This window comes from Streptomyces sp. NPDC055239, from assembly GCF_053606205.1.
Window position 1 is genome coordinate 934,424 of record NZ_JBSGRD010000001.1, and the last position, 24,783, is coordinate 959,206.

The 24,783-nt window shown below is 68.7% G+C and carries 20 protein-coding genes and 3 pseudogenes; 10 read left to right on the forward strand and 13 right to left on the reverse strand.

Annotated elements, in window-relative coordinates; genetic code table 11:
- Positions 1–559: 559 nt before the first annotated feature.
- On the reverse strand, positions 560–1,093 hold the full coding sequence (locus tag ACWFRJ_RS03790) for a GNAT family N-acetyltransferase (protein ID WP_453524566.1): 534 nt from the start codon (positions 1,091–1,093) through the stop codon (positions 560–562).
- Between the two features lie 687 nt (positions 1,094–1,780).
- Between ACWFRJ_RS03790 and ACWFRJ_RS03795 the strand changes: the two genes are divergently transcribed.
- Positions 1,781–1,933 (forward strand): hypothetical protein, encoded by a 153-nt coding sequence (locus tag ACWFRJ_RS03795; protein ID WP_453524567.1) that lies wholly within the window; start codon positions 1,781–1,783, stop codon positions 1,931–1,933.
- Entirely contained in the window at positions 1,930–2,271 is a 342-nt protein-coding gene (locus ACWFRJ_RS03800; protein WP_453524568.1) for a hypothetical protein, read from the forward strand. The genes ACWFRJ_RS03795 and ACWFRJ_RS03800 overlap by 4 nt, the downstream gene beginning before the upstream one ends.
- Before the next feature lie 910 nt (positions 2,272–3,181).
- Here the strand turns inward: ACWFRJ_RS03800 and ACWFRJ_RS03805 are convergent.
- The 3 genes from ACWFRJ_RS03805 to ACWFRJ_RS03815 all read right to left on the reverse strand — a co-directional run bounded on the left by ACWFRJ_RS03805 (position 3,182) and on the right by ACWFRJ_RS03815 (position 7,071).
- Entirely contained in the window at positions 3,182–3,607 is a 426-nt protein-coding gene (locus ACWFRJ_RS03805) for a hypothetical protein (RefSeq protein ID WP_453524569.1), read from the reverse strand.
- Between the two features lie 96 nt (positions 3,608–3,703).
- A complete protein-coding gene (locus ACWFRJ_RS03810; protein ID WP_453524570.1) occupies positions 3,704–3,877 on the reverse strand; it encodes a hypothetical protein in 174 nt (57 codons plus the stop codon).
- Between the two features lie 65 nt (positions 3,878–3,942).
- The gene (locus ACWFRJ_RS03815) at positions 3,943–7,071 is read right to left on the reverse strand and encodes an AfsR/SARP family transcriptional regulator (protein ID WP_453524571.1); all 3,129 of its coding nucleotides are present in this window, start codon (positions 7,069–7,071) and stop codon (positions 3,943–3,945) included.
- Between the two features lie 258 nt (positions 7,072–7,329).
- Here ACWFRJ_RS03815 and ACWFRJ_RS03820 point away from each other — a divergent pair, with 258 nt between their 5' ends.
- Positions 7,330–9,450, forward strand: a complete 2,121-nt coding sequence (locus ACWFRJ_RS03820) for a tetratricopeptide repeat protein (protein WP_453524572.1) — start codon at positions 7,330–7,332, stop codon at positions 9,448–9,450.
- 12 nt (positions 9,451–9,462) lie between these two features.
- On the opposite strand, the gene ACWFRJ_RS03825 is transcribed toward ACWFRJ_RS03820, so the two are convergent.
- Together ACWFRJ_RS03825 and ACWFRJ_RS03830 are read right to left on the reverse strand one after the other, a co-directional pair.
- Positions 9,463–9,864, reverse strand: coding sequence for a hypothetical protein (locus ACWFRJ_RS03825; RefSeq protein ID WP_453524573.1), 402 nt, complete (start codon positions 9,862–9,864; stop codon positions 9,463–9,465).
- A gap of 113 nt (positions 9,865–9,977) precedes the next feature.
- Positions 9,978–11,201, reverse strand: coding sequence for a hypothetical protein (locus ACWFRJ_RS03830; RefSeq protein WP_453524574.1), 1,224 nt, complete (start codon positions 11,199–11,201; stop codon positions 9,978–9,980).
- A 542-nt stretch (positions 11,202–11,743) separates the two neighbouring features.
- Between ACWFRJ_RS03830 and ACWFRJ_RS03835 the strand changes: the two are divergent.
- Positions 11,744–12,084, forward strand: a pseudogene (locus ACWFRJ_RS03835) (helix-turn-helix domain-containing protein); the annotation flags it as partial.
- Positions 12,085–12,556: 472 nt separating this feature from the next.
- Here ACWFRJ_RS03835 and ACWFRJ_RS03840 read toward each other — a convergent pair.
- The 4 genes from ACWFRJ_RS03840 to ACWFRJ_RS03855 all read right to left on the reverse strand — a co-directional run bounded on the left by ACWFRJ_RS03840 (position 12,557) and on the right by ACWFRJ_RS03855 (position 15,319).
- Positions 12,557–12,733, reverse strand: coding sequence for a hypothetical protein (locus ACWFRJ_RS03840; RefSeq protein ID WP_453524575.1), 177 nt, complete (start codon positions 12,731–12,733; stop codon positions 12,557–12,559).
- Positions 12,733–12,951, reverse strand: a complete 219-nt coding sequence (locus ACWFRJ_RS03845; RefSeq protein WP_453524576.1) for a hypothetical protein — start codon at positions 12,949–12,951, stop codon at positions 12,733–12,735. The genes ACWFRJ_RS03840 and ACWFRJ_RS03845 overlap by 1 nt, the downstream gene beginning before the upstream one ends.
- Positions 12,948–13,106 carry a hypothetical protein gene (locus ACWFRJ_RS03850; protein ID WP_453524577.1) on the reverse strand — a complete coding sequence of 53 codons (159 nt, stop codon included), beginning with the start codon at positions 13,104–13,106 and terminating at the stop codon, positions 12,948–12,950. Before ACWFRJ_RS03850 ends, ACWFRJ_RS03845 begins: the two co-directional genes overlap by 4 nt.
- Positions 13,107–13,243: 137 nt before the next feature.
- Positions 13,244–15,319: a glycoside hydrolase family 36 protein gene (locus ACWFRJ_RS03855; protein WP_453524578.1), complete on the reverse strand. Its 2,076-nt coding sequence runs from the start codon at positions 15,317–15,319 to the stop codon at positions 13,244–13,246.
- 429 nt (positions 15,320–15,748) lie between these two features.
- Between ACWFRJ_RS03855 and ACWFRJ_RS03860 the strand changes: the two genes are divergently transcribed.
- The 6 genes from ACWFRJ_RS03860 to ACWFRJ_RS03885 all read left to right on the forward strand — a co-directional run bounded on the left by ACWFRJ_RS03860 (position 15,749) and on the right by ACWFRJ_RS03885 (position 22,100).
- A complete protein-coding gene (locus ACWFRJ_RS03860) occupies positions 15,749–16,537 on the forward strand; it encodes a GntR family transcriptional regulator (RefSeq protein ID WP_453524579.1) in 789 nt (262 codons plus the stop codon).
- A gap of 177 nt (positions 16,538–16,714) precedes the next feature.
- Positions 16,715–18,010: a D-tagatose-bisphosphate aldolase, class II, non-catalytic subunit gene (locus ACWFRJ_RS03865; RefSeq protein ID WP_453524580.1), complete on the forward strand. Its 1,296-nt coding sequence runs from the start codon at positions 16,715–16,717 to the stop codon at positions 18,008–18,010.
- Positions 18,007–19,164, forward strand: a complete 1,158-nt coding sequence (locus ACWFRJ_RS03870; RefSeq protein ID WP_453524581.1) for an SIS domain-containing protein — start codon at positions 18,007–18,009, stop codon at positions 19,162–19,164. Before ACWFRJ_RS03865 ends, ACWFRJ_RS03870 begins: the two co-directional genes overlap by 4 nt.
- Before the next feature lie 49 nt (positions 19,165–19,213).
- Positions 19,214–20,206 (forward strand): BadF/BadG/BcrA/BcrD ATPase family protein, encoded by a 993-nt coding sequence (locus ACWFRJ_RS03875; protein ID WP_453524582.1) that lies wholly within the window; start codon positions 19,214–19,216, stop codon positions 20,204–20,206.
- The gene (locus ACWFRJ_RS03880; RefSeq protein WP_453524583.1) at positions 20,203–21,153 is read left to right on the forward strand and encodes a DMT family transporter; all 951 of its coding nucleotides are present in this window, start codon (positions 20,203–20,205) and stop codon (positions 21,151–21,153) included. Before ACWFRJ_RS03875 ends, ACWFRJ_RS03880 begins: the two co-directional genes overlap by 4 nt.
- Before the next feature lie 95 nt (positions 21,154–21,248).
- Positions 21,249–22,100, forward strand: a complete 852-nt coding sequence (locus ACWFRJ_RS03885; RefSeq protein WP_360976394.1) for a class II fructose-bisphosphate aldolase — start codon at positions 21,249–21,251, stop codon at positions 22,098–22,100.
- Positions 22,101–22,207: 107 nt separating this feature from the next.
- Here the strand turns inward: ACWFRJ_RS03885 and ACWFRJ_RS03890 are convergent.
- From ACWFRJ_RS03890 to ACWFRJ_RS03900, 3 genes and pseudogenes are all read right to left on the reverse strand, one after another.
- Positions 22,208–22,837, reverse strand: a pseudogene (locus ACWFRJ_RS03890) (VOC family protein).
- Positions 22,838–23,076: 239 nt separating this feature from the next.
- Positions 23,077–23,382: pseudogene (locus ACWFRJ_RS03895) on the reverse strand (transposase); the annotation flags it as partial.
- Between the two features lie 114 nt (positions 23,383–23,496).
- A complete protein-coding gene (locus ACWFRJ_RS03900) occupies positions 23,497–24,690 on the reverse strand; it encodes a serine hydrolase domain-containing protein (RefSeq protein WP_453524584.1) in 1,194 nt (397 codons plus the stop codon).
- Positions 24,691–24,783 lie beyond the last annotated feature (93 nt).

The window sequence follows — 24,783 nt, forward strand, 5'->3', positions numbered from 1 at the left end:
ACCCGCGCCCGTCAACCGTTGCCTGGCATCGCAGCCGCAGCACAGCCGGCGAACGCCGCGACTGCCCCGCCGGGAGTCGGATCTGACCGGGTCACCGCCGGATTGCGACGGGGAAGCAGCCGGAAGACTCGCGTCCGTTCCGGCCGGCGGCGGCTTGCCGCAGCCCGTGGCCACGGCGTCAGGAGGAGTCCTCGTCTTCACAGGCGTGCGAAGTGGTCCAGGAGCCGAGGCCCATCTCGCCTGGACCACGATCACCCTGGTCACCGCCCGCTTGGTCAAACCTGTCCCCGACCATTGGCGCGAACCCGCACCCCCGCCCATCCCTGCCGAGCCAAAACGGCTGCGGCTCGTCGGGCGACCCCTCCGGCTCCGCGCCCTGCCTGCCACAACCGATTGACCACAGCCACCCGCGGGCTCCGGACCGGTACCTCACGCCCCACTCCCGTGTCCCGTGATCCCCGCGCTCACGCCCCACTCCCGTGTCCCGTGATCCCCGCGGCAGCCGCTGCCATCTGCCACCACTGCAGGGAGCCGTCCGCAAGGCCGAACATCGGGTGTGTCAGAGCCGTCTCATGGTGAACAGGGTGGTCCCGTGCACCGCGTCCACTTCCTTCCGCCCGGTCTCGGTGAAGCCGACCTTGGCCAGGACACGGCGAGAAGCGGTGTTCCAGTCCCAGACCGTGGCCCACAGACGTTCGCACCCAGACGATCTCGCCCATTCCAGAACCGCCAACGAGGCCTCGGTCGCATACCCCTGACCCCAAACTCGGCGTAGCAGCTCGAATGCGAGTTCTGGTTCCCCTGCCGATCCTCGCTCACTGTCGACCATCCCGCAGTAGCCGATGACGTCACGAGATGCCTTCCGCTCGATCGCCAGCAACCCGATCGACCACAGCTGGTCAGTACGGATCGAATCCTCGAGCTCTGCAACCGTGGGGTGTCCGTCCGCGTCGATTCGGCGGTGCGGCGGCACTCGTGGATCACGTTCGGTCCACAGCTCACGCTGGACGACGGCCTCGGCTACCCGCCAAGGTCGTAGCAACAGGCGACTCGTCTCCAGCGCAACCTCGCCGCCCGGCGCGGAAAATGTCATGTCAGCAACCGTCTCACGGGCTCACGCGTGGTCGTGCCGCAGGTCACACGGCCGGTCCGCATCGCGGCGGCGTAGGTGGGCGATCAGTACGATGCGGTACCGGAGGAGCGGGACGCCGGCGCGTCCGGCCATGAGGCGTTTCCGACCGGTCTGGATCGCAGCCCAAAGCAGCATATGTGCCCTCAGAGTCCGCTCCCATAGGTTCAAAAGCAGCTTGATCCCCTCGGCGGCCAGGTGCTCGGCTGCCTCCAGACCCATGAGAGCAATGCGGGCCTGGGGCCCGGTGAGGACGCCGGTCACGGCGCTGGAGTGAGTGGGGTGGACGTCGAGGCGGACGTGGGCGTCGATGGGGATCCGCTAGCGCCCCGCAGACGCCGGTAGCCGGACCCGCAGACCCAAGCGCCGGACCTTTTCTCATGCGCTTAGAAGAAGCCGAGCTTCTTCGGGGAGTAGGACACCAGGAGGTTTTTCGTCTGCTGGTGGTACACGGCTCAGATGCGGTTTGACCCGCGAAAACAGCTCCGATCGCCACGAGTTGCGGACGGCTGGTCCGGGTATGGTCCGGATCTTGGTTCGAAGGTTCGTGGTGATGAGCGCTGCTCGCATGTTGTGCTTGTACGACGATGACAGCTTCGGCACTGCTCCGAGAGGCGACGGTGGGCCGCATAAGACTTCGCGAGACACACGGTGGCTCTGCACGGTCACGCGGCGCTGCGCGTGGAGGCGGAAGCGGAGTCAGTGCAGGACGTCATCCGCCTGGCGGTCGTGAAGGCGCTGAAGGTGGAGTCTGTGCAGAGCTGGACGCTGGTGACGACGAGCAAGCTGGAGGCGCCGAAGTGAGCGAGATCAGGCGCGACGAGCGGGTTGGGATGACCAAGTCCGCCAGGAGGTACGAGCCGTTTTGGGAGAGCGTCCGGGTGGCGGAGGCGCAGGGTCGTCCGGTGATGCACGTCGTTAAGGTTGGCAAGTTCATCTTGCAGGCGTCCGCGGACATCGAGCTCGCCAAGCTGTTCGCGGAGCACCAGATCTTCGACCAGGACGAGGTCGGCGAGTTCGACTGGGTGCCAGACGAGTTCGAGGTGCTGCATCTTCGGTTCAAGAACTCGCGGACCGGGGAGTGGGAGTCCACCATCCAGTCCATCTCGACGGTGCCGGCGCTGCCGGAGGTGCCGAACTGAGTGAGCCGCAGGGTCCCGGCCCTTCGTGGCCTGCTTGCTGGCCATCAGGTGACTCTCTTACCGGTGGAAAGCCCGCCGTCGATGACGCCGAGGATGCGGTCATAGGTATCGAAACCCCGCTGCTCACAGTGCACTTGGTCGGCAAGGGCGAGCCACATGCGAGCCTATTCGCAGCAGGCCTTCGCGGCCGCCGCGTGGGTGGGATCGGTGCAAGAAGCCATCCCACACCTCAAAACGGTGTAGCGCAGGCACGCGTGTCGGGGACGCATTCCGCCCGAGCCACCGTCTGATCTCACTGCTGTACAGTCCGCCGACCTATCACTGTGCGCGGGGGAGTTGGGTGCCTCTAGTGATCGGATTGCAGATCCCGGAGATCTACTGGGACGACGAGAACGCCGTGAGTCTGCTGGTCGAGTACTTCACCCGACGACTGTCAAGCGGTGACCTGTCCTATTCCGGCGCGCACTTCGAGCGTGACGTGTGCAGTCCCAGGACTTGCTTGACCCGGGTGTCGGGAGTCTTCCTTGACGGTTGCGGGAGGTCTTTGACGGTACTGGCCCATCCGTGACAGTCGGTGCGTCACTGTGCGGGCCATGAACGAGGGCGTGGAGCGTACCGGCCTGGATGTCGAGGACTGGACGGTGGAGTACCGGTTCCGGGCGGTATCTGAGGTACTCGATGGAGCTCCGGTCGCCGAGGTGGTCCGGCGTTACGGGACGGGGGCCGGGGGCGAACCAGGTGTGTTCCGTGAACAGGCTGAGCCAGGCGAGCTGTGGGTACAGCAGCAGGCGGGGGAGCAGGGATCGCAGGTTCAAGTTCTGTCGTCCCGACGGTGTTCACTAGCGGCCTGCCGACTACGGCAGTGTGGCTGAGCGTGTTTGTGGACGCGTGTCGATGCGTGCCAGGGGCTTCACGCGGACGTGGGCGGAGTGTCCGGTTCGGGGTCGGCCTTCGGCGGGGGCTGAGTCGTGAAGGTGATACTGGAGAAGTCTCGGCCCTGGAGTACCGGCCCTGTGAAGCTGCCGCCCGTTATCTCATTCCGGATGTCGCCGGAGTCCAGCGACTCGACCAACTCGCTCCACCGCCGCAACCCGGCCTGGAACTCCGTGTCCAGCGCTGCCCGCACTGCAAGTGCCGTGCTCAGTGCGTGTGCCCGTGTCGCGTCGTCCGGGTACTCTGTCAGCCGGACCAGCTCCGCCTCTCCTGAACTCGCAGTCGGAGCAACTCCGTTGCCGCCCCGCCGGAACGGGCGGCGGATCAGCGTGCTCAGTGCGGCCCAGGCTTCCCGCCCCGCCTCGCCGCCGGCTCCCCCCGCCAGTGCCGCCAACAGTGCCACCGATATGGGCTCCAACTTCCGCACCGCCCTTTCGTGTTCGATGGGTGGGTGGCGGCTTGTGCCGCCACCCAGGTGCGCCGACTGACCCTCAGAGGGTCAGAACATGATGCAACGATTCGTAGTGACCGTTGTGGTCGAAGCGAGTTCGGCCGCCGAAGCGGTTGGTGTGTTCACGCCAACGATGCCGAGGGCGACGAAACTGGCTCCGACGATGGTCAGTCGGCCTATCTTGCTCACCTGGACAAGTTCCCCTTCGTGATGGATCAACATGACGGAGGGGAGCGTAGCGATCTTCAGCTTATATTGCTAATTGAACGAGTCCAGTGGTTGCAGGTTTAATTACTGCCAGGTATCCCGAACGTTCGTTGCGTTGGCGTCTGGGTCTCGGTGGCCTCCCCCGCCGCCAGTCGCACCGCCGCCAAGACGCTTTTGGCCTTCGCTTTCTCGTCGGCGTCGTGTGTATGGTCGGCGAGCGAAACTGCGTCCTCCAGGTGCTCCCTTGCCGAGTTGAATCGGCCGGCGTCGAAATGGGCCTGTCCGATGCGGTGCAGTGCCTGAATCTCCTGGTGGGCCGCGCCGATCATGCGGGCGATGTCTAGGGCCTCCTGAAGCTGCCGTAGGGCCTTCTCGGTGTTACCTGCTTTTCGATGCGCCTCTCCCAGGCCGATCAATGTGTCTGCTTGGCTCTTTCGGTCACCGAGTTCATGGAATTCCGTCAGTGTTTCTTGGTAAAGGGCGAGTGCCGCAGTGGTGTCGCCCGATTCTGAGAGGGCGTCGGCCAGGCTGCCGCGTACTGTGGCACGGTCGTAGCGGTTGCCTGAGTGCTCCAGAGAAGCAAGCGATTCCTCGAACGAGCGACGAGCCGAATTCAGATCTCCGCGACGCATGTATAGGTCACCGATATTGTTAAGTGTCTTTCCGAGTGCCGTGTGGTCGCTCGCCTCTGTGAACCCGCTGAGCGATTTCTCGAAGTGCCCGAGTGCACGGTCGTGTTCCCCGAGAAACAGTAGGGTGACTGCCATGTTGTTGTGCAGACGCGCACGGTCCAGGGAGTCACCGGACCGCGCTCTGATCGCGAACGAATCTTGGAAGAGGGCGAGCGCGGCCCGGTGGTCGCCAAGGTGCCAGTTCAGGGTGCCGAGCGTGCGCAGCACTTCGGCCTCCGCCTCTGTGTCTCCCGTCGCACGGGCGATCCGCAGTGCCCGGTCGCCGCTCTCGGCGGCTTCCTGGTAGCGGGCGGTGTGCGCATGGACGGCGCTGAGGTGGAGCAGGGTGCGGCACAGCGCGGCCTGTTCGTCGGTCCGGCTCCAGTGGTCGGCAGCGTGCTGGAGTACGGTCCGGGCGTCGTGCCAGTGGCACTCCTCGTTGAGGAAACCGGCCATGGCGTAGGCGAGTCGGGCGGCGGTGCCGTGGTTGCCCCGGTTGTGGGCGTGGAGCTCCGTGGCCAGCAGGTTCGCGCGCTCGGTGGCAAACCAGGACCGGGCGGCTGGGGCGTCGGGCCAGTGGGGGAGGTGGACATGGCCGCTGTCGCCCGGCGGCGCGGGCTTGTTGCGGCGAGGGTACGCGAGACGGTCGGCGCGCTCGGCGGCGGCGACGTGGAAGTCCATCAGACGCCAGAGGGCAGCGGCGCGGTCCTGCTCGGTGTCGTCGGCGAGGGACCTGTGGTGGCCGTACTCGCGCAGGAGATCGTGGAACTGATACCTGTCCGGGGTCGGCTCGCGGAGTAGATGGCAGGCCAGCAGCGACTCCAGGAGGCGTTCTGCGGCAGCCGGGGGCAGGCCGAGCGCGGCGGCGGCCGAGTACGCCGTGAGGTCCGGGCCGGGAAGCAGGCTGAGGCGGTGGAACGCTGCACGCTGCTCCTCCGTGAGCGTCTGGTACGTCAGGTCGAAGGCACGGCCCATCTCCCGCTCGGTGTCCCTGAGTTCGCCCAGCCGGCCCTCGGTGCGGGTCAGGCGATCGGTGAGTGTGGTGAGTGTCCAGGCCGGGTGTGCGCGGAAGCGGCTCGCCACCAGCTCGATCGCCAGCGGAAGATGGCCACATAGCCGGACGATTCTGGTTATCTCCTGGATGTCCAGGGCGCGTTCCCTGCCGGCGAACGCGCGGAACAGGGCGATGGCGTCGTTGGTCGGCAGCACGTCGAGCGGGATGTGCCGGGCGTGCGGCAGGCCGGTCAGGTGGCGGCGGCTCGTGATGATTGTCAGGGAGGGCGAACCGCTCGGCAGCAGCGGGCGGATCTGGTCGGTGCTCACTGCGTCGTCGAGGACGATCACGGCTCGGCGCTCGGCCAGTGTGGTCTGCCACAGCGCGGTACGGGCCTCGAGCTCGACGGGAATGGTCTCCGCGGGTGTGCCGAGCAGCCGTAGCAGCGTGGTCAGGGCCGCGCCGGCACTGAGCGGTTCGCCGATGGGGGAGTGGCCGCGAAGGTCCACGTAAAGCTGGGCGGCGGGGTACCGCTCGGCGAGCTGGTGCGCGCCGTGCACGGCGACGGCGGTTTTGCCGATTCCTGCCATGCCGCTGACGGTGCTGACGCACTCCAGGGTGATCACCGAGCCGTCCCCGGCCGCGGCGTCGACCGCTGTGCTCAGCGCCTGCAGTTCCGCGTGCCGCCCGACCAGGGGCGGCTGATGCGGCAGGTTCCTCGGCCGGTGCGGACGTGCAGGCGGCGGGGCCGTGGACGGGCGGGGTGAGGGAAGCCGGCCCAGAACGAGATCGGCGGCCGGTATACGATCGAGAATCCCGCGATGGATGCGGTTCAACTCGGCGCCGGGGCGGGAGCCGTACTGCGTCATCAGTAGCTGACGGCTCTCCTGGTGCACTCGTAACGCCTCGGTGTACCGGTCGCTGCCGTAGTACGCCAGTATCAGCTGACCTGCTAGCGTCTCATCGCCCGGATGCCGGTCGACGAGGGCGGACAGCTCGGCGCTCACCTCCGCGAACCGGCCCAGCCGAAGACTGGCGCCGAACCTGGAGACGGTAACTGTGAGCAGCCGCTCCGCCAGCGTCCGGCGCATGGTCTCGGCCCACAGGCCGGGCAGCCCTGCCAACGCCTCACCCCGCCAAAGGCGTTCGGCGCGGTCGAGGAGGGCGGCCGTCCGCTCGTCGTCGCCCGCCGCGACGGCACCGGCCTGAGCCACGAGATCCTGGAAGCGGTGCCAGTCGACGGATTCGCGGGCGGCCTCCAAGGTGTACGTGTGCGCTCGACTGACGATGCGGGGTGCGCTCGCGGACGACGGGTCGGCCAGCCGTAAGCGCCTGCGGAGCCGCGAGACATAGCTATGTGCGTTCTCGCGGGCATGCGGCGGCGGTTCGCCGTCCCAGAGTCGGTCCATGAGCATGTCCAGAGCTACCGGTCGGCCCAGGTCCAACGCAAGCGCGGCCAGGAGGACCCGCTCCTTGTCCGAGCCGAGCTCCACCCGCCGACCGTCCACCTCGAGACCCACCGGGCCCAGTACCTGGAACTCCACCGGCGCCTCCCGCTGGTCCGGCCAGTTCGACGAACATGGCGGAGGGGAATGAACATGCCATGGACCGACGAGCATGACAGGGAGCGGAGAGTGTTTCCAGGTGCGGTTGCATGCTGATTGGGACGGGATGCCGGTGGGCTGGCTGAATCGTTTCTCTTTGGCGTAGCCGACATTCGTGACCGCATCGAGCGGGGCGCGGCGGGGGTAGGGCCGCCTAGATCGATGCGGCGGGCAACTGATCGAAGGGGGATGGGCTGTATGAGTGCGGCACGGAACGACGGCCGCGGGAACGAGAGCAGCAATGCCATCGGCGGCTCGGCGCGGTTCTACGGACCCACGGTCCAGGCCCGCGACGTCCACGGAGGTATCCACGTCCAGACGGCCTCGCCGCCGCCACCGACACCCCGGCAACTTCTCCCCGTGCCGGCGCACTTCACCAATAGACACGACGAACTGGCCGCCCTGGACGGGGTGCTTGTACGGCACGCGGATGCCGGGGTCCGGCATCCGCTGATCGTGGTGAACGGCCCGGCCGGCATCGGCAAGACCACCCTGGTCACCCGATGGCTGCGCCTGCGCGAATCCGCCTTCCCCGATGGGCAGTTGTACGCCGACCTGCGCGGGCACGTGGCCGACGGACCGGCTGGCCCGGGTGAGATCCTCGGCCGGTTCCTGCGGGCGCTCGGCACCTGGGCGGTGCCCGTCGACCTGGCGGAGCAGGCGTCCCTGTGGCGGTCCGTCACCGCGGATCTGCGGATCGCGGTCATGCTGGACAACGCCTTCACCGCGGCACAGATCCGGTCGTTGTTACCGGGCGGATCCCGTAGTCTCGTAGTCGTCACCAGTCGGCACCGGCTGACGGGACTGCGTCTGGACGGAGCGGAGTTCCACCGTCTGCAGGTGTTCGGTCCCGCCGCCGGGGTGGAGCTGTTCATCCGCAGTGCTGGCGAGGGCCGGGTCTCGGGCGACCTGGCAGCGGTCCGCCAGGTCGTGAACCTCTGCGCGGGTCTGCCCCTTGCATTGTGCCTCGCTTCTGCGCGGCTCGCCGCGCGGCCGAGACAGCCCGTCGCCGCACTGGCGGACGCACTCGCACCGGACACCGGTCGGCTGGCCGTACTGGAAGTCGAAGGGGAGGCGACCGTGCGAAAGGCCCTGGACGCGTCGTACGCGGTGCTGGGCCCGGAGGCCGCTCGGATGTACCGGGCCCTTGGCCTGCTGCCGTTGCCCGACTTCGACTCCCGGACGGCCGCCGCGGCCTGCGCGGCGTCCCTGGAGTGGGCGGAGCAGCGACTGGACGAACTCGTCGAGGCTAATGTGCTGGAGGACATCGGCCCGGATGCGTTCCGTTTCCACGATCTCGTCCGGATTCACGCCCAGGGCCGCGCGACCGCGACAGACAGCGAAGCGGACCGCGAAAGCACCCTGCGACGGGTCGCCGACTGGTATCTCCAAACCGCGACCGCGGCCCAAAGCCGCATCACACCCATCCAGTTCACCCTGCCCCGGACCTACGTGCACCCGTCCCAGCTGCCCGACCCCTTCACCGACGACCGCGGTGCCCTCGGCTGGTTGCACGACCGGCGCACGCACCTCATGACGGTCCTGCGCCTGACTGTCGAGCGCGGCTGGCACGCCACGGCCTGGCAACTCGTGGACGCCATGTGGCCGTTGTTCCTCCGGCTGCGCCACTACGACCTGTGGATCGAGGCCCACCGCATCGGTCTGGAGGCCGCCCGTAGCCACGGACACCGCGAGGCAGAACGGCAGATGCTCAACTCCGGAGCCATCGGTCTCAGCGCCGCCCGCCGGACCGACGAGGCCATCGAGTGGTACTCGGCATCCCTGTCCGCGGCATGCGAGGCCGGGGACGCGCGCGACGAGGGACAGGCGCTGCTCGGGCTCGGCGGCTGCCACTACGACGCGGGGCGCTTCGCCGAGGCCGTGGCGCACCTGAACCGCGCGGTGACGATCTGGGAGGGGTGCGGCTACCCGCGAGGGGTGGCCCTCGCCCGGATCGTGCTGGGCGAGGTCGCTCTCGCCGAGCGCGACCCCGAGTGGGCCGTCACCTGCTTTGCCCGGGCCAGGGAAGGGCTCCTGGCCGTGGCCGACCCACATGACGCGGCCCGGGCCCTCGCCTTCCTCGGCCGGGCCCGGGCCCGGACCGGCGAGCAAGCCACGGGCACCGCGCAGATGGAGGAGGCGCTCGCGGTGTTCACCGCCTCCGGCGCGGTCCACTGGCAGGCCCGCACCCTGGAGATGCTCAGCGACACCGCATGTGAACGGGGTGAGGATGCCTCCGCCCAGGAGTTCCACGCACGCGCCCTCGCCCTGTACGAGACCACCAGCCCGCCGGACGCACGCCGACTCCGGCGAACGTAGGCACAGCCGTCCTTACGTGCCGTGCACGATACGGATGTCCTCGATATCCCGGAGCGTGTGTCCTGCCACCAGCCAGGCGTGCAGACAGGACGCCAACAGGGGCTGATCCGGGGGAACTCGGCGGGCCAGCGGCACGACGGTAGGGTCGGTCCCCTCCGTCACCGCCCAGCCTCCCTCGGTTAAGGGAGCCGCAGCCAGTCGGCATCCCGGATGGGCGGCCGTGATGTCGTGCAGCCGGCGCACCGTGTCGGCGAACGGGCGCGGATGCCGGTCGTGCAGTACGTCGACACAGGCCGACCACCGGCACTTGAGGCACACGCCGGCGTCCGCGGCGAAGTGCTCGTCGGCGGCGGCCGTCGTCCCGTCGGCCCCCAGGGATCCGCCAGGCTCCGTGAGACCGACCCAGGCCAGCACGTCGTAATCCCTCCCGGCTGCCCGTACACGGAGCAACAGGCCCGGCACAGCGTTCCGCTGTAGAGCCCACGGACACGGCAGCGACGCCCGTAGCCGGACGGAGACGAAGCGCATCACGCCGGAATCTCACTGCGCCTCCGCGTCCACGTGTGCAGAGGCGGTGGCTCCGGCAGGGGGACCGTCTCCGGTTCATGGGCGGGCTGGCCCAAGTTCAGCAGGCGGTACATGAGCCGCCGCATGTTGCGGTTGAAGCGACCCGGTTCCGAGGTGATCCGCGAGGCGATCGCCGCGTACTCCTCCCGGCTGTACTCGGCGGCGGTGTAATGGAGTTGGGGGACGAGCGGGTGGGTTGGCGAGAGCGCCGGCGCGGTCACGGCAAGGGCGGCGGCAGGCGAGGCCAGGTTGATCTCCTGCTCAGGAGAACTGGCCAGCAGGATCGGCGCGTCGGTGAGCGTGCCGTACAGCGTCACGGAACCGTGATCGCCGATGATCCAGTCCGCGGCGATCAGCACGGCGCGCCAGTCCGCTTCCGGAGGTACGAGCGCGATACCCATCGCGGTAGCGTGCGCCAGCCAGGCTCGGATCTGCCAGGAACCGTGCCCCGACCACACGTTGGGGTGTACGAGGAGAACGCACCGGAACTGCCCGGCGGGCAGCTCGGTGATGAGTCGGGGCATTAGTGCCTCGAGCCGGCCGAAGGACGAGCGTGCACCCCAGGTCGAGACAACGGCCACCAAACGTTCGCCGTCGGCGAGGCCCAGGGCCCGGCGATACCCGGCGCGCAGCGGCAGGCTGGCTGAGATCCGGTCGTGCGCGGGATCGCCGACCACGTGGGTGAGCGGCAGAACCTCCGGGCAGTGCCGTTCCAGGTCGGCCAGTTCGGCCCGATGGGGCACCGCGACGGCGGCAGGCAGCCGGCCGCCGGGTACGAGATCCTGTCTGCGCAGTCCAGCCACACCCGGATGCTGTCCCGAGACCAGACGCTTGAGATAACCGGCCCCGTGGGGCAGCGTGATCAGCGGGGCGGAGATTCTCTCCACGCCTCGCGGCCCGGCCGCGAGGGCCAGATCGAACGTCATGTGCACCGCCTCGTCCCAGGGCAGCACCGCGCCACCTAGTCCCTGGAGGAAGAGCGGAACCTCGTCGCCGAAGACGTGCGGCGGTGCTGTGAACACCACCTGCACCCTGAAGTCGGCCTCCAGCAGCGCTAGAATGTCCACCAGCCGCTTTCCGTAGGTGAGGGTGTGTACGACGACCAGCACCGTCTTGCGTTCCACGAGCGTCAGCCAGTCCCGCTCCTCGACCGACGCCTTTGTACCCTTCCGTAACGCCGACATGTTGTCCCCCGTTGTCTGTGCGGGCCGGTTCGACCCCCATCTGCCGGACCTCTGCCCCTGTCGATGGACGGAAGGCTTGCCAGGACCTTGCGGAAACCTTGCGCCGACCTTCTGGCTCCCGCCGCGGCGGCTGGTTGGGGCCGGAGGCGGTGGTGACACGGGTGTGGCATGTGCCCCGTCATGCGTGAGTCATGGAGGCATGGGCGAGATCGGTGCTTGAGTCTCGTGTGCGTCACCGCCCCGCGGTCTGGCCCTCTACGGTGTCGCGTTGCTCGGTGCGGGGCAGGACAGTTCGCTGGTAAGGCAGTTGGCGCTGATGGCCGGTGCGCAGGTGATCGTGTGCCATGGGTTCGTGCGGGCCCCGGCATGAAGCCACGGCACTGGCCCACCGAAACGGAGCTCGTACTCGGCCCCTGCATAACAAACATTGCGATTGCCCGTATAAATGCGATATCCAGCCTTGCGTGACCTGTCGCATCCACTGGCGCACCTCGCTAGAGGTTGTCCCGTTACTGAAGTGCCTGTTGGCGCGTTGCCTTGTCATGGGTGGGGTGATTTCAGCAGATGATCCGAAGTGGATCGAGCCGTTCGTTGGGTTGAGCCCGGTGCAGTTCGACCGGCTCGTCGCGTTGGTGCGGCGATGGGGTGGTGACATCCAGCGGGGCCGGCCCTGGCGGTTGCCGCTGGCCGACCGGGTGTTGCTGGTGGCCACCTACGGGCGCATGAACCTGACGCTGCGGCAGGTGGGCCGTTGTTCGGGATCTCGAAGTCGGCCGCGGACCGGATCCTGGATCATCTGGCGCCGCTGCTGGCGATCTCTCCGGCTCGCCGGAGACGGGAGGACACCGTCTACATCACGCTGGTCCCCACTCGGGACCGCAGCTTTTGATGTCCACGTGGTCCAGATCGACGCCGTTCATGCAGGTTTGGCCTTCGTGGTCCAGGTGCGTCGACGGTGTTGGTGACAGCAACGTGACACGTGAGGGTCGCTGAGGCCCCCCGTTAGCTAGGTGCTGGCAGGGGGCCTCAGCGTTCGCCAGCGGGCTGGATCCGTTTACACCGATACGGCGTCTGTGGACACTTCGAAGGCCCAACGCGAGCAGCATTACTGCTCGGCCACCTGCTGCGAATCGGTCCCGAATGCCTGTGTATTGAGCTCTGCCCCGTGGCGGCCCACGGGGGGCGATCGTGTCGTCTGTCTGCTCGCGGGCCCCGAGGATGAGGGCGTTGGCGGCGTCGAGGACTGTGCCCCGTACGACGCCCCCGACCCTGCCGTCCGTGCGGAGTTCGTCTGCGCCGTCCGGTTGAGGGCGGTCCGCGCCCCGGGCGCGGCCGCTCCGGCCGGTTGCATCATGTCAGGCGGCGAAGGCGAGCCAGCGCGGAGCGCCTGGTCGCCGCCCGGCACAGGACCAGCCTTTCAGGCTGACGACGGACCGGTCCCCGGTTGAGGGGGCGGGGGCTGGCGCGACCGGCGGCAGATGGAACAGGATCGCCGCGGCGACGAGGAAGACGATCGCGTTGCCGGCGACCATCAGTTGATAGGCGGTGAGCGGGCTGCTGCCCCGGATGTCCTCGCCCCGGCGGCTGCGCAGACCGCGACCACGAACAGCCAGAAGGTGTCCGCCACTACGAAGCAGCTGGTGGCCAGCGCCTGGACAGTGAGCGTCACCGCGTAGACGCCGCGCGCGCCGTGCCGGTCCGCCAGATGACCGACGGTGACGCCCAGGACCAGCGCGGCCACACCGGTCATGCCGAGTCCGAGTCCCACCTGACATGCCGGAAATGGACCGCCTCGGTGAAGTAGAGCACCCCGGCCGTCAGATAGAGGCCGTAGCCCATGGTGTAGACGAAGTTCGTGGCCGCGAGGACGCGCTGCGGCTGGGTGTCGGGTACCAGGTGGGGCATGCGGGACTCCACGCCACAGGTGGAGAAGCGGGAGCCCGGCAAGCCGGTGGCACGCCACTCGCATTATCAAGAGTGTTGCCCCGGCTGCCCGGCTGCCCGGCTGCCCGGCCGCCCGGCCGCCCGGCCGCCCCGGCTGATCAGCCGATGGGCTCGGCCACGATGAGCTGGAACCGCTCGAAGGACAGCTTCACGGTGTTGTGCTGAGCAGTGGCAGTTCCGAGTGACTTGCCGGTGAACGGGTCGGTCAGGCGGTACCGCGTGCGGCCCAGACCGCGCAGCTCGACCGTCCCGTCCCACTGGTCGGCGTAGAAGGCGTAGTGGAGGGTCCGCTTCTTGGCCACGACATGCGCCTCGGGCTTGTCGAAGCCGATGTCGTACAGCTCACCGCGGTACTCGCCGGTGGACAGCATGTTCTTCGCGTACAGGGATACCCACTTGCGCCAGAGGACCTCCTTCTCCGGGGTGAGGTCGGTCGCCTTGTCCGGGGCTCCGGTTCCGGGGAGGGTGAACTTGGTCGACAGGACGGCTCCGACCCCGTAAGAGGACGCGAAGTCGTTCCCGCCGTCGCTCAGTTCGACGTGGTCGCCGGCGTAGCTGCTGCCCGCGCCCATCAGCGCCTTCATCGACTTGCCCTTGCTCCGGACCTGGTAGGAGGACTCCGGGTCCGAGCTGGGGTACTGGTCGACGTAGGGCAGGTTGTGGAAGGCGAAGGCGGTGCCGCAGGGGCAGAGCTCGACGAGGGCGTCGGGGTTCGCCTCGTGCGCGGCTTCGTGGATCGCTTTCCAGAACAGGGCCACGCCCTCGGTGGATTCCTCGGGGCGGGCGTGCCGGTGCTTCGGGTTGTAGCAGGGCGCGACGCTGTTGAGGTGCTGGCCGTCGATCTTGAGCCCCTCGTAACCCCAGTCGCCGATGAACCTCTTCGCCTGCTCGACGAAGTAGTCCACCGTCGGCTGGTAGGCCGGACAGAGGGTGTAGGCGTCCCACCAGGTGACGTACTGCTTGTTGCCGTCGCGGTCAAGGAGCAGCATGTCGGGCCGGTCCCGGAACAGGTTGCTGTCGGGGTCCGCCGCCAGCGGGGCCCACCACAGGCGCGGCCGCAGACCTGCGTCCCGTATCTCCTTGGTGAAGGCCCGCATGTCCGCTTCGCCGCGCGGGAACTTCGCCGTGTTGATGTCCCAGTCGCCCTCGTTGGTCTGCCAGCCGTCGTCGAGCGCGGCCCAGCGCAGACCGACCTCGTGCGCCTTCGGCAGCGCTCCGGTGATCTGCTCGGTGGCGAAGTCGCGCTCGTAGCCCCAGGCACACCAGATGGGTTCGAAGGCCGAGGCGGGGACCTTGGGGGCGCGCTGGCCGATGTCGCTCATGTAGTCGCGGTACCGCTGGAGCGGCACGAAGTGGTCGCCCGGGAGGGCGGTCAGGAACGTGGTGTCGGTGCTGAGCCGACGGCCCGGCTTCAGGGTGCGGGCGGTGTCGTCCTGGATGGCGATGCTCGCTCCGGCGTCCGTCTTGCGGACCGGCATGCGCAGGACCGTCGCCACGGGCTCGACATGTCCGACGGAGAGGCCCGCGCCCCGGCGCCAGATGGTCGCCAGCGGGGTGCCGCCGCCGTAGTCGGAGGAGTCCATCCCCAACGAGTTCTCCTGGACATAGCCGTCCTTCACCGGCATCACCCAGTCGCGGCGGTCCGTGTACGTGGTACCGGAGAAGGTGTAGAAGCCGCCGGGAGTCTCCAGGAGTTCGTGGGCTCCGTTGCGCCACCCGGTCACCTTCAGCGCGGTGGAGGACCTGTTGGTGTAGGTCACCTTCATCACGATCATGCCGGTAAGACGCTCGAAGGAGGTCAGCACGACCGTCTTCTGTACGCCTTCTTTGGACGTGCCTTCGATCGTCACCCGGACGCCCGCGCCGTGGCGGGGGTGCCGGGTGGTGCGGGTCCGGTGCCCGCGGTAGGCGAACGCCTCGATGGCCTTGTCGCTCACCAGCAGGGCTTCGCCGGCGTCGAAGCGGGTGAGGTCGACGCCCTTGAGCGCCACCCGGCTGCGCAGTTGGTCGTCGAACTCCAGGGTGATGGAGGTGTCGCCGACTCCGACGAGGTCAGGATCCGAGTTCGGTGCGGCGGCCGCGGGTGAGGCGCCCATGGCCACGGCGGGGAAGGCGGCCAGGCCGGCACCCCCCAGTGCCACCTTCAGTACGCTTCGCCGGTTCATGTCCGTCATGTCGAACTCTCTTTCGGTCGTGCGTGCCCGACTGGGGCAGCCGCCTTTTGTCCGTCGTTGTGGATCGTCAAAGTCGAGCCGCACGCTCGCGACGAAGCGACCGTCCGTAAGGCTGGTCGATGCCTGGTCTTACTACCGGTTTTCGCAGTGGGTCGGCTGGGGTCGGGGGACGGCGTACATCCGAACGGGGACCCCAGTGCGAGGTCGCCTCCGGCGGTAGCGGGCGGGCATCCTCGGTGACCTGCGACAACGCTGCCTCGATCACCGGCGGGTGGCTGGGGCACGGCGAAACGGAAGGTCGCTCACGGGCGACTTCTCCATCATCAGGTGGTCTGCTTCGAGAACGTAAGCGGTATTCGATTGGCATGTCAACGGACAGGCCTCCTGAACGAGGGTTCGCGCCGTCGATCGGATTGGTACGCTTCTGGTATGACAGATGCGAGCGCGTCGATGCCCAGAGGCCTGTTCGGTGACGACGTCCTCCCGTTGTACGAGCGCACAGCCAAGCAGTTGCTCGACGACCTGCGCGCCGCTGCCGCCCGCCCCGGTGACCGGCTGCCCTCCGAGCGGGCTCTGGTCGAGCGGTACGCCGTGTCGCGCGTGACGCTGCGAGCGGCCCTCGCGCAATTGGAGTCGCGGGGCATCGTGCGGCCGTCGTCGTCGCGCGGGTGGTTCGTCGCCGAGCTCGGTCTGCTCCCCGAGGCGACGATGACGTCCGCATCGGCGGCCCCGCAGGTCCAGGGGTTCGCCGACTATGCGCAGGTCAACGGCTTGAAGACGGCCGGCAAGGTGCTCTCCGCCACCGTTCGCCCGGCCACGGTGTCCGAGGCCGAGCAGCTCCGGATCGCTCCGGGCGCCGACCTGTTCGACCTCCACCGACTGCGCTTCCTCGACGGTCTGCTCGTCGTGCTCGAGCACAACCGGCTTCCGCTGGCGGCCTGCCCTGCCCTGGCCGAGACCGACTTCAATACGGCCTCGCTCTACGCCACCCTGCGCGCCGCCGACCCGCCGCAGCTGCCCCGCATCGCCGACTATTCGGTCGAGGCCCGCCACCCGACGCCACGGGAGATCGAGCTGTTCGAGATCGGGGAGACCATGCCGATGCTCGTCGCGACCCAGCTGACGTCGAACCAGGAATCACGCCCGATCGAACTGACCGTCCAGGTCTACCGGGGGGACCGCTACCGGTTCCGGGCCTCCATCACCAACCAGACTTAAACGATCACCAACCGGACTTGGATGATCGCCGTGGCTCTGCCGGTTCGACTGTGCAATACCAGATGCATACCAGAATAAGACTATTGACGACCCCAAATAAGACCAGTACTGTCCGGAATGAGCCGCAGGCCATGACGGCACATTGGCTTGATATGCACGTTGAGTAAGGGGTTGGCAATGCAGAGCCCATTGAGCGAGGTGGTCCGGCGCCAGAAGGCCGGACAGCCGCAGGGCATCACCTCGGTGTGTTCGGCTCATCCACTGGTCATCGAGGCAGCCGTGGTGCAAGCACGGGAGACCGGCGGTCATGTACTGGTGGAGGCGACCTCGAACCAGGTCGACCAGTACGGCGGTTACACGGGCATGCGGCCCGCGGACTTCCGCGACCTCGTGTACGGCATCGCCGCCGAAAGTGGTCTGCCACTGGACCGCGTGATTCTCGGCGGCGACCACCTCGGACCGAACCGGTGGCAGTCCCTGACGCCCGACGAGGCGATGGAGCGGGCCGACGCCCTGGTCGCCGCCTATGTGGCGGCGGACTTCGCCAAGATCCACCTGGACTGCAGCTTCGCCTGCGCCGGTGACCCCGTGCCGCTGACCGACGACGTGGTCGCCGAACGCGCCGCGCGGCTGATCCGGGTGGCCGAGGAGACGGCCGGCCCCGAGCGGGCCGAGCGGATCCGGTACGTGATCGGTACCGAGGTGCCCACACCCGGCGGCGCGCACGAGACGCTCGATGCGCTCGTCCCGACCACGCCCGAGGCGGCGCGCACCACTCTGGAGCAGCACCGCAAGGCGTTCGCCCAGCACGGCATCGACGAGGTCTGGCCGCGCGTCATGGCCCTCGTGGTCCAGCCGGCCGTCGAGTTCGACCATGTGCAGGTCGTCGACTACCGGCGCGAGCTGACCGAGGAGCTGCGCAAGGTCCTCGACGACGAGCCCACCATGGTCTACGAGGCCCACTCGACCGACTACCAGACCGCCGAGGCGCTCACCGCGCTGGTCGAGGACCACTGGGCGGTCCTCAAGGTGGGCCCCGGGCTGACCTTCGCCCTGCGCGAGGCGCTGTTCGCCCTCGCCGCGATCGAGGACGAACTGGTCCCGGCCGCCGAGCGGTCACGCCTTCCCGAGGTCGTCGAGGAGCGGATGCTCGCCGAGCCCGCCAAGTGGGAGGGCTACTACCCGGGCAGCGCTGCCGAGCAGCGCCTCGCACGCCGCTACAGCTACAGCGACCGGATGCGTTACTACTGGCCCGACCCTGAGATCGAAAAGGCCCAGGCCCGGCTGATGGACAACCTCTCGGCCGTGGACATTCCCCTGCCGCTGCTCAGCGCCCACCTACCACTCCAGTACGCCCGCGTCCGCCACGACGAGCTCGCCGCCCGGCCGCGCGACCTGGCCGTGGACCACGTCCGCGACGTTCTGCGCGACTACGACCGCGCCTCCCACCCCCACCTGATGGAGCACGTGTGACCACGCCCCCCGGCACCCTGTCCCTGGACGACGGCGCCGCCCACACCGTCCGCGAGATCGCCCAGCAGCCCGCCCTGTGGCGGGAGGTCGACCGGATCGTCGCGGCCTCCCGGGAGTCGCTTGACGCCTTCGTGCGTCCGCTCGTCGCCCGCGGTGACCTGCGCGTCGTACTCACCGGTGCCGGCACCTCCGCGTTCGCCGGCCAGGTGCTCAAGACCGCCCTGGCCCGGCGCCTGGGACGCCGCGTCGACGCGGTCCCCACCACGGACCTCGTCGCCGACCCCCGCGGCTGTCTCGCCGAGGACGTTCCCACGCTGCTGGTCTCCTTCGCGCGCTCGGGTGACAGCCCCGAGTCCGTGGCCGCCGCCGCCCTGGCCGACCAGGTCCTCTCCGAGGTGCACCACCTCGTGATCACCTGCAACGAGCAGGGCCGCCTGGCCCGCGAGCACGCGGAGCTGCCGAAGTCCCACGTGCTGCTGATGCCGCCCGCGTCCAACGACCGCGGTTTCGCCATGACGTCGAGCTTCACGTGCATGACGCTCGCGGCACTGCTCGCTCTCGGCGGCAGCGCCTACGACGGGGTCGCCGAACGCCTGGCCGAGGCGGTCGAGTCGATCTGCGAGAGCGACGCCGTGGACCGCACCGTCGGCGCCCTCGTGTCCCGCGCGCCCGAGCGCATCGTCTTCCTGGGCAGCGGCCCGCTGAAGGGCCTGGCCGAGGAGTCGGCGCTGAAGGTGCTCGAACTCACCGGTGGGAGGCTCATGGCCGTCTCGGAGACCTCGCTGGGATTCCGGCACGGCCCCAAGGCGGTGCTCAACGACCGTTCGGTCGCCGTGGTGTACATGTCGAACGATCCCTACACCCGCAAGTACGACCAGGACATCTCCGCGGAGCTGCGCGGAAATCTTCCCGCCGGCAGCGTCGTCACAGTCTCCGCGGGCCCCGACGCCGAAGCGGACGGCAACGATGCCTGGCCGCTGCCGGGCCTCGAGGGCGTCGAAGATGTCGCCCTGGCGCTGTCCGCCGTGGTGTACGCCCAGCTCATCGCCCTGCGCGCCTCCCTGGCCCGGGGCCTGCGGCCCGACAACCCGTTCCCCTCGGGTGAGATCAACCGCGTGGTGCAGGGCGTGACCTTGCACTCCTTGCACAACTGATCAAAGGCATCAACGGCGCGGATCGAGGGCGCCGGACGGAGGTACAACGATGTTCCTAGGTGTCGACGGTGGCGGTACGAAAACCGCATTCTGCCTGGTCGACCGGTCCGGACAAGTCGTGGCGCGAGCGCAAGCGGCAAGTTCGTACTACTTCTCCCACGGCATCGAGCTCGTCGAGCGTGTGCTGGGGGAAGGCGTCGATGCTGTCTGTGCGGCGGCCGAGCTGACCCCCGCCGACATCGAGTACGCCTTTTTCGGCTTGCCCGGTTACGGGGAGGCGGCCCGCGATCTGCCCGCCCTGAACGCGACCCCGCGAGCCGTGCTCGGACACGACCGCTACGCCTGCGACAACGACATGGTCTGCGGCTGGGCCGGTTCACTGGGCGCAGTCGACGGCATCAACGTCATCAGCGGCACCGGCTCCATGACCTACGGCGAGCGGCTGGGCCGGGGCGTGCGCGTCGGGGGCTGGAGCGAGATGTTCGGCGATGAGGGATCGGCGCACTGGATCGCGGTCCGCGGCCTCAACGCCTTCTCGCGGATGGGCGACGGACGGCTCCCCGAGGGCCCCCTGGCCGAGGTGTTCCGGCGCCACCTGGATCTCGCGTCCGACCTCGACGTGATCGACGTCGTCCACAACCAGTGGCAGGGCGACCGCGGCCGGATCGCCGCGCTCAGCCGCTCGGTGGCCGAGGCGGCCGGTCTGGGCGACGAGGCCGCCTCGGCGATCCTCGCCGAGGCCGGCCGGGAACTCGCCCTACTCGTCGAAGTCACCCGCGAGCGGCTGGAGTTCGGCCAGGACGAGACCGTACCGGTCTCCTACTCGGGCGGCACCTTCGGCGCGGACGCGGTTCTGGAGGCGTTCGCCACCGGACTGAAGAGTCGTTTCCCCCACTACGAACTGCGACACCCTCTGTACGAGCCCGTCGTAGGTGCCGCCCTGTACGCGGCGAAAATCGCCGAATCCCCGCTCGACCAGCCCGCGCTCGACGCGCTGCGCATGGCCTCCGGGGTCTCTGCCTCAAGAGGGGAAGACCGATGAACAGAGGCACGAAGAGCTGGATCCTGTACGCGTCGCTGCTGGTCCTGTTCTGGGGTGTGTGGGGCGCCTTCTCCAGCGAGCCGAACAGCAGGTACGGCTACCCCAACGAGATGATCTACATCATCTGGGCCTTCACGATGCTCATACCCGCGTACTTCGCGATGCGCGGCAACAGGTTCGACCGCCGGCCGATCGCCGCTGTGTACGGACTGATCGCGGGACTGACCGGCGCCGGCGGCCAACTCCTGCTGTTCCACGCGCTCGCCAACGGCCCGGCGTACCTGATCTTCCCCCTGGTGTCGCTCTCCCCGGTGGTCACCGTCCTCATGGCGATGGCGCTGCTGCGGGAGCGGATCAACCGGCTCGCCCTAGTGGGTGTCGTCGCGGCGCTGGCGGCGATCGTGCTGCTCAGCATTCCCAGCGGCAAGGACGACTCGAACTCGCACGGCCCGTGGTTGCTGATGGCCATCCTGATCTGTGTTGCCTGGGGCGTGCAGGCGTTCTGCATGCGCAAGGCCGCGGTGGTCGGGGTCAACGACGCGACGACCTTCGGCTGGATGACCATCAGCGGACTGCTGCTGGTTCCGGTGGCGTTCGTGATGATGGGCGATTTCCCGTCCGACGCTCCGTGGCAGGCGCCGGCACTCACCGCGGTGACACAGGTCCTCAACGCGGTAGGCGCGTTGTTCCTGGTCATGGCGTTCAGCCGGGGCAAGGCCACGGTCGTCGCCCCCATCACCAACGCGCTGGCCCCGGTGCTGACCATCGTGCTGTCCCTGGCGATCTACCGGACGCTCCCGAACGTGTGGGGCGCCCTCGGTATCGTGCTGGCCCTCGCGGGCTCGACCCTGATGGTCTACAGCGACGAGAAGAGCGGCGAGAACTCCGTGGCCCCGGGCGCGGCGGACGACGGCGCGGACGTGAGTCCGGCCCCGCAGAAGGCCTGATCGCCCACATATCCGTACCGGCCGAACCACGTAGCGGCACGGGCCGACACCGGCCCGTACGCACCGAACCGACATGAAAGCGAGGGGACACCTCTATGCCCCTGGTTCCCACGCGCGAACTCGTCTCGAAGGCCGCCGCCGCAGGCCGGGCCGTCGCGGCGTTCAACGTGATCACGCTGGAGCACGCCGAGGCGATCACCGCCGGCGCGGCCGCCGCGGGCGCCCCGGGGGTGATCCTGCAGATCAGCGAGAACGCCGTACGGTTCCACGGCGGCCGGGTCGAGCCGATCGCGCGGGCCGCGGCCGAGGTCGGCAAGGCCTGTGACGTCGACGTCGCACTGCACATGGACCACGTGACGGACATGCGGCTGCTGCGCACGGCGGCCGACGCGGGGTTCTCCTCCGCGATGTTCGACGCCGGGGCGCAGCCGTACGCCGAGAACCTCGCCGCCACCCGCGCCGCGGCCCAGTGGGCCCATGGCGCGGGCCTGTGGCTGGAGGCCGAACTCGGCTATGTGGGCGGCAAGCCCGACGCTCCCGCGAGCGCCCACGCGGCCGGGGTGCGCACCGACCCGCAGGAGGCGGCGCGCTATGTCGCGGACACCGGCGTGGACGCCCTGGCCGTCGCCGTCGGCAGCAGCCACGCGATGACCGAACGCTCCGCGACCCTGGACCACGCGCTCATCGAACGCCTGCGGGAGGCCGTGCCCGTACCTCTGGTGCTGCACGGTTCGTCGGGCGTCGGCGACGACGATCTGCGACAAGCCGTTCAGGCGGGCATCGTGAAGATCAACATCGGTACCGCTCTCAACGTCGCGTTCACCGGCGCGGTCCGCGAGACGCTGGCGGAGCGCCCCGACCTGACCGACCCCCGCCCCTACGTCGCCCAGGGCCGGGAGACGATGGCGGAGACGGTCCGGGTCCTGCTCGGTGTGGTGAGTGGCTGAGCGGCTGAGCGGGGCCGGAGCTTTCCCCGCACCTGATGTCGCCTAGTCGGTGACGGCGGACCGCGTGGTCACGAGGGCGCCGACGCCACCAGCGCGAACTGCGCCCCTTAGAGATTCGCCGCCGTCTCCACCCGGCCCCGCGCGCCGTCCCGGGCGGCCTGGACGGCGTGACTGTCGAGGTCGGCGACCTACTTCACCGCCTCGTCCACGTCCGCCACCTCGAAGTACGTCATCCAGCGCGATCCCCGCTCGGGCGGCAGCGCGTGCCCGACACCGTGTACGGAGGCCACCGGACGGTCTTTGAGGAGCAGCGTCAGACAGTCGAAGTCGGCCGAGACGACGGCCTCTTCGGCGTAGCTGAAGACCGAGCGGTAGAACTTGGTGACGCTCGCGGTCTCCCGCGTCACCAGCTCGTTCCACGCCACCGTGCCCGGTACGACCGGTCGCCGCCATGCCCAGGTGCTCCGCCGCCTGCCAGATGCCGAACACCGCGCCCGACGGATCGGAGCCGATGGCCATCCGGCCCGCCTCACCGGCGTCCAGCGGGTCGACGCCCACTGTGCCGCACACTGGCGGCCGTTCCGTCCACATCATCCGAGGCCAAGTAGGCGGGGCCAGACGATCGGCAGGTGCCGCTCGTACGGCAGCCGGCCGGTCCCGGCCACCTCCTTGCCGTCGAGGACCGCCCGCGCGTACGGGCCCAGCTCTTGCGGCCCCGGCCGGAACTCCCAGAGCACGGCACGGGCCCGCCAGGATTTTGGCGTCCCCGCATTTGAACGGCGGCAGGCGTGTGGATCCGAGGGCGGGGCTTTGGCCCCTCAGATCCTGTCTTTGGACGCCCGTCGTCCGCGCGCAGCGCGGGCACAGCGGCGGTCAATGCGTGCGACCGGGGGTCCCCCGGCTCGAGCGAAGCCGAGAACTTGGGGGAGTGCGTGCCGGGCGTCGGGGCGCAGGGGCCGCATCCCGCCAGGCCGTGCGAGGGGTCGATCAACGCCCGGTCCCAGTCCAGCTGGTTCTTCGAGTGCAGCTTCTCCAGCAGGACGACGTGGAGTTGGTCCCAGACGCCGGCCTCGTTCCAGGCGGCCAGCCGCCGCCAGCAGGTCATGCCCGAGCCGAAGCCCAGCTCCTGGGGCAGGTACTCCCATTGAATCCCGGTGTGCAGCACGAACAGGATCCCGCACAAGGCCTGCCGGTCCGGCACCCGTGGTCTTCCCTGCACCAGCTTCGGTGCCGGTTCGGGAAGCAACGGCTCGATGAGCGACCGCAGTTCATCCGACACGATCTACGGCCGCGACTGACGTTTCGCCACAACCAGACCAACGAGCGAAGACGCTAACAGTCACACGATCAACAGCTTTTGTTGGAGACAGTTAGCGCAAGTGGCGTGCCCGCGCGGTCACCTCATCTTGCACAAGGTGGCGTCGACGAGCCGGTCGGTGCGTTTGTCGCGGTCTTCCTTATTCAGGTTGGTGGAGCGCATCACGATGACTCCCTTCTTGCCCTTGTCGATGAAGCCGTTGGCGTTCAGATGACCGATGGTGGTCCCGCCGTGGCTCCAGGAGCCGCCGCCGCAGCTGAGCTGCGTCCAGAACATGCCGAGTCCTGCCTTCCTGGGCGCCGCGTTGCCCTCCTGAGGGACCGGCACCGTCTTCTGCATCTGCGCCAACTGCTTCGGCTTGAGCAACTTGCCGCCGAGCAGACCACGCCAGAAGCGCGCGAGGTCGTTCGAGTTGGTGACGAGGTCGCCCGCCGAGCTGCCCCAGGTCATGCTCATCTTGGTGCTGTCGACCAGTGGGGCGCCGGGCTTGAACTGGTGATAGCCCTTGGCGTGCGGCCGAGGAAGGCCGGTGCGCATGCCCGCGGAGAACGTGTGCTTGAGGCCGAGGGGTTCGATGATCCGGGCACGGACTTCGTCGCTCCAGTGACGCCCCGTCGCCTCCTCGATGATCATCCCGGCGAGTATGTAGCCGGTGTTGGAGTAGCTCCAGCCCTTGCCGGGCTCGAAGGTGGGCCGGTCCTGCAGGGCCATGTCGACCAGTTCGCGCGGCTGGTAGCGGTAGAAGCGGTGCTTCTGGAACTGGTCTCCGTCGAGGATGGGCAGGTGACCGGCATAGTCGGGCACCCCGCTGGTGTGCTGCAGCAACTGGCGCACGGTGATCCGCCCGCCATCGTTGCCGTTGCCCTTGACCACTCCGGGCAGCCAGCGCTCGACGGTGTCGTCGAGTCGCATGCGGCCTTCGCCCACGAGTTGCAGCACAACGGTTGAGACGAAGGTCTTGGTGTTGCTGCCCATCCGGAAGTAGCCCTGGCGCGGCACCGGCCGGTCGGTGCCGAGTTCGGCGGTGCCGCTGCGCACGGAGCTGCTCCCGTGACCTTTAGCCAAGGTGGCCTCGGCGCCTACCAGTCCGTCCTTGCGGACGATGTCGTCCAGGCCCCGCTGAAGGTCCGCCCGGCCGGAATCGGCCGGGCGGGCGTCCGGCTGGGCCGCCTGCGCCGTGGGCATCGCCAGTGCCGCCGTGGCGGCGACTGCCGCCACGGCGCCCAGGGCGAGACGGCGGCGCCTGGAGGCGGAGTTTCTTAGCTGCGTCATGGTGGTTACCTCGCATGTCTTGGAGGCCGTTCGAAGCACGTAACTCCCTTGCAAGCAAGGTGTGTTGTGGTGCCGAACAGTCGGCTGGACGGT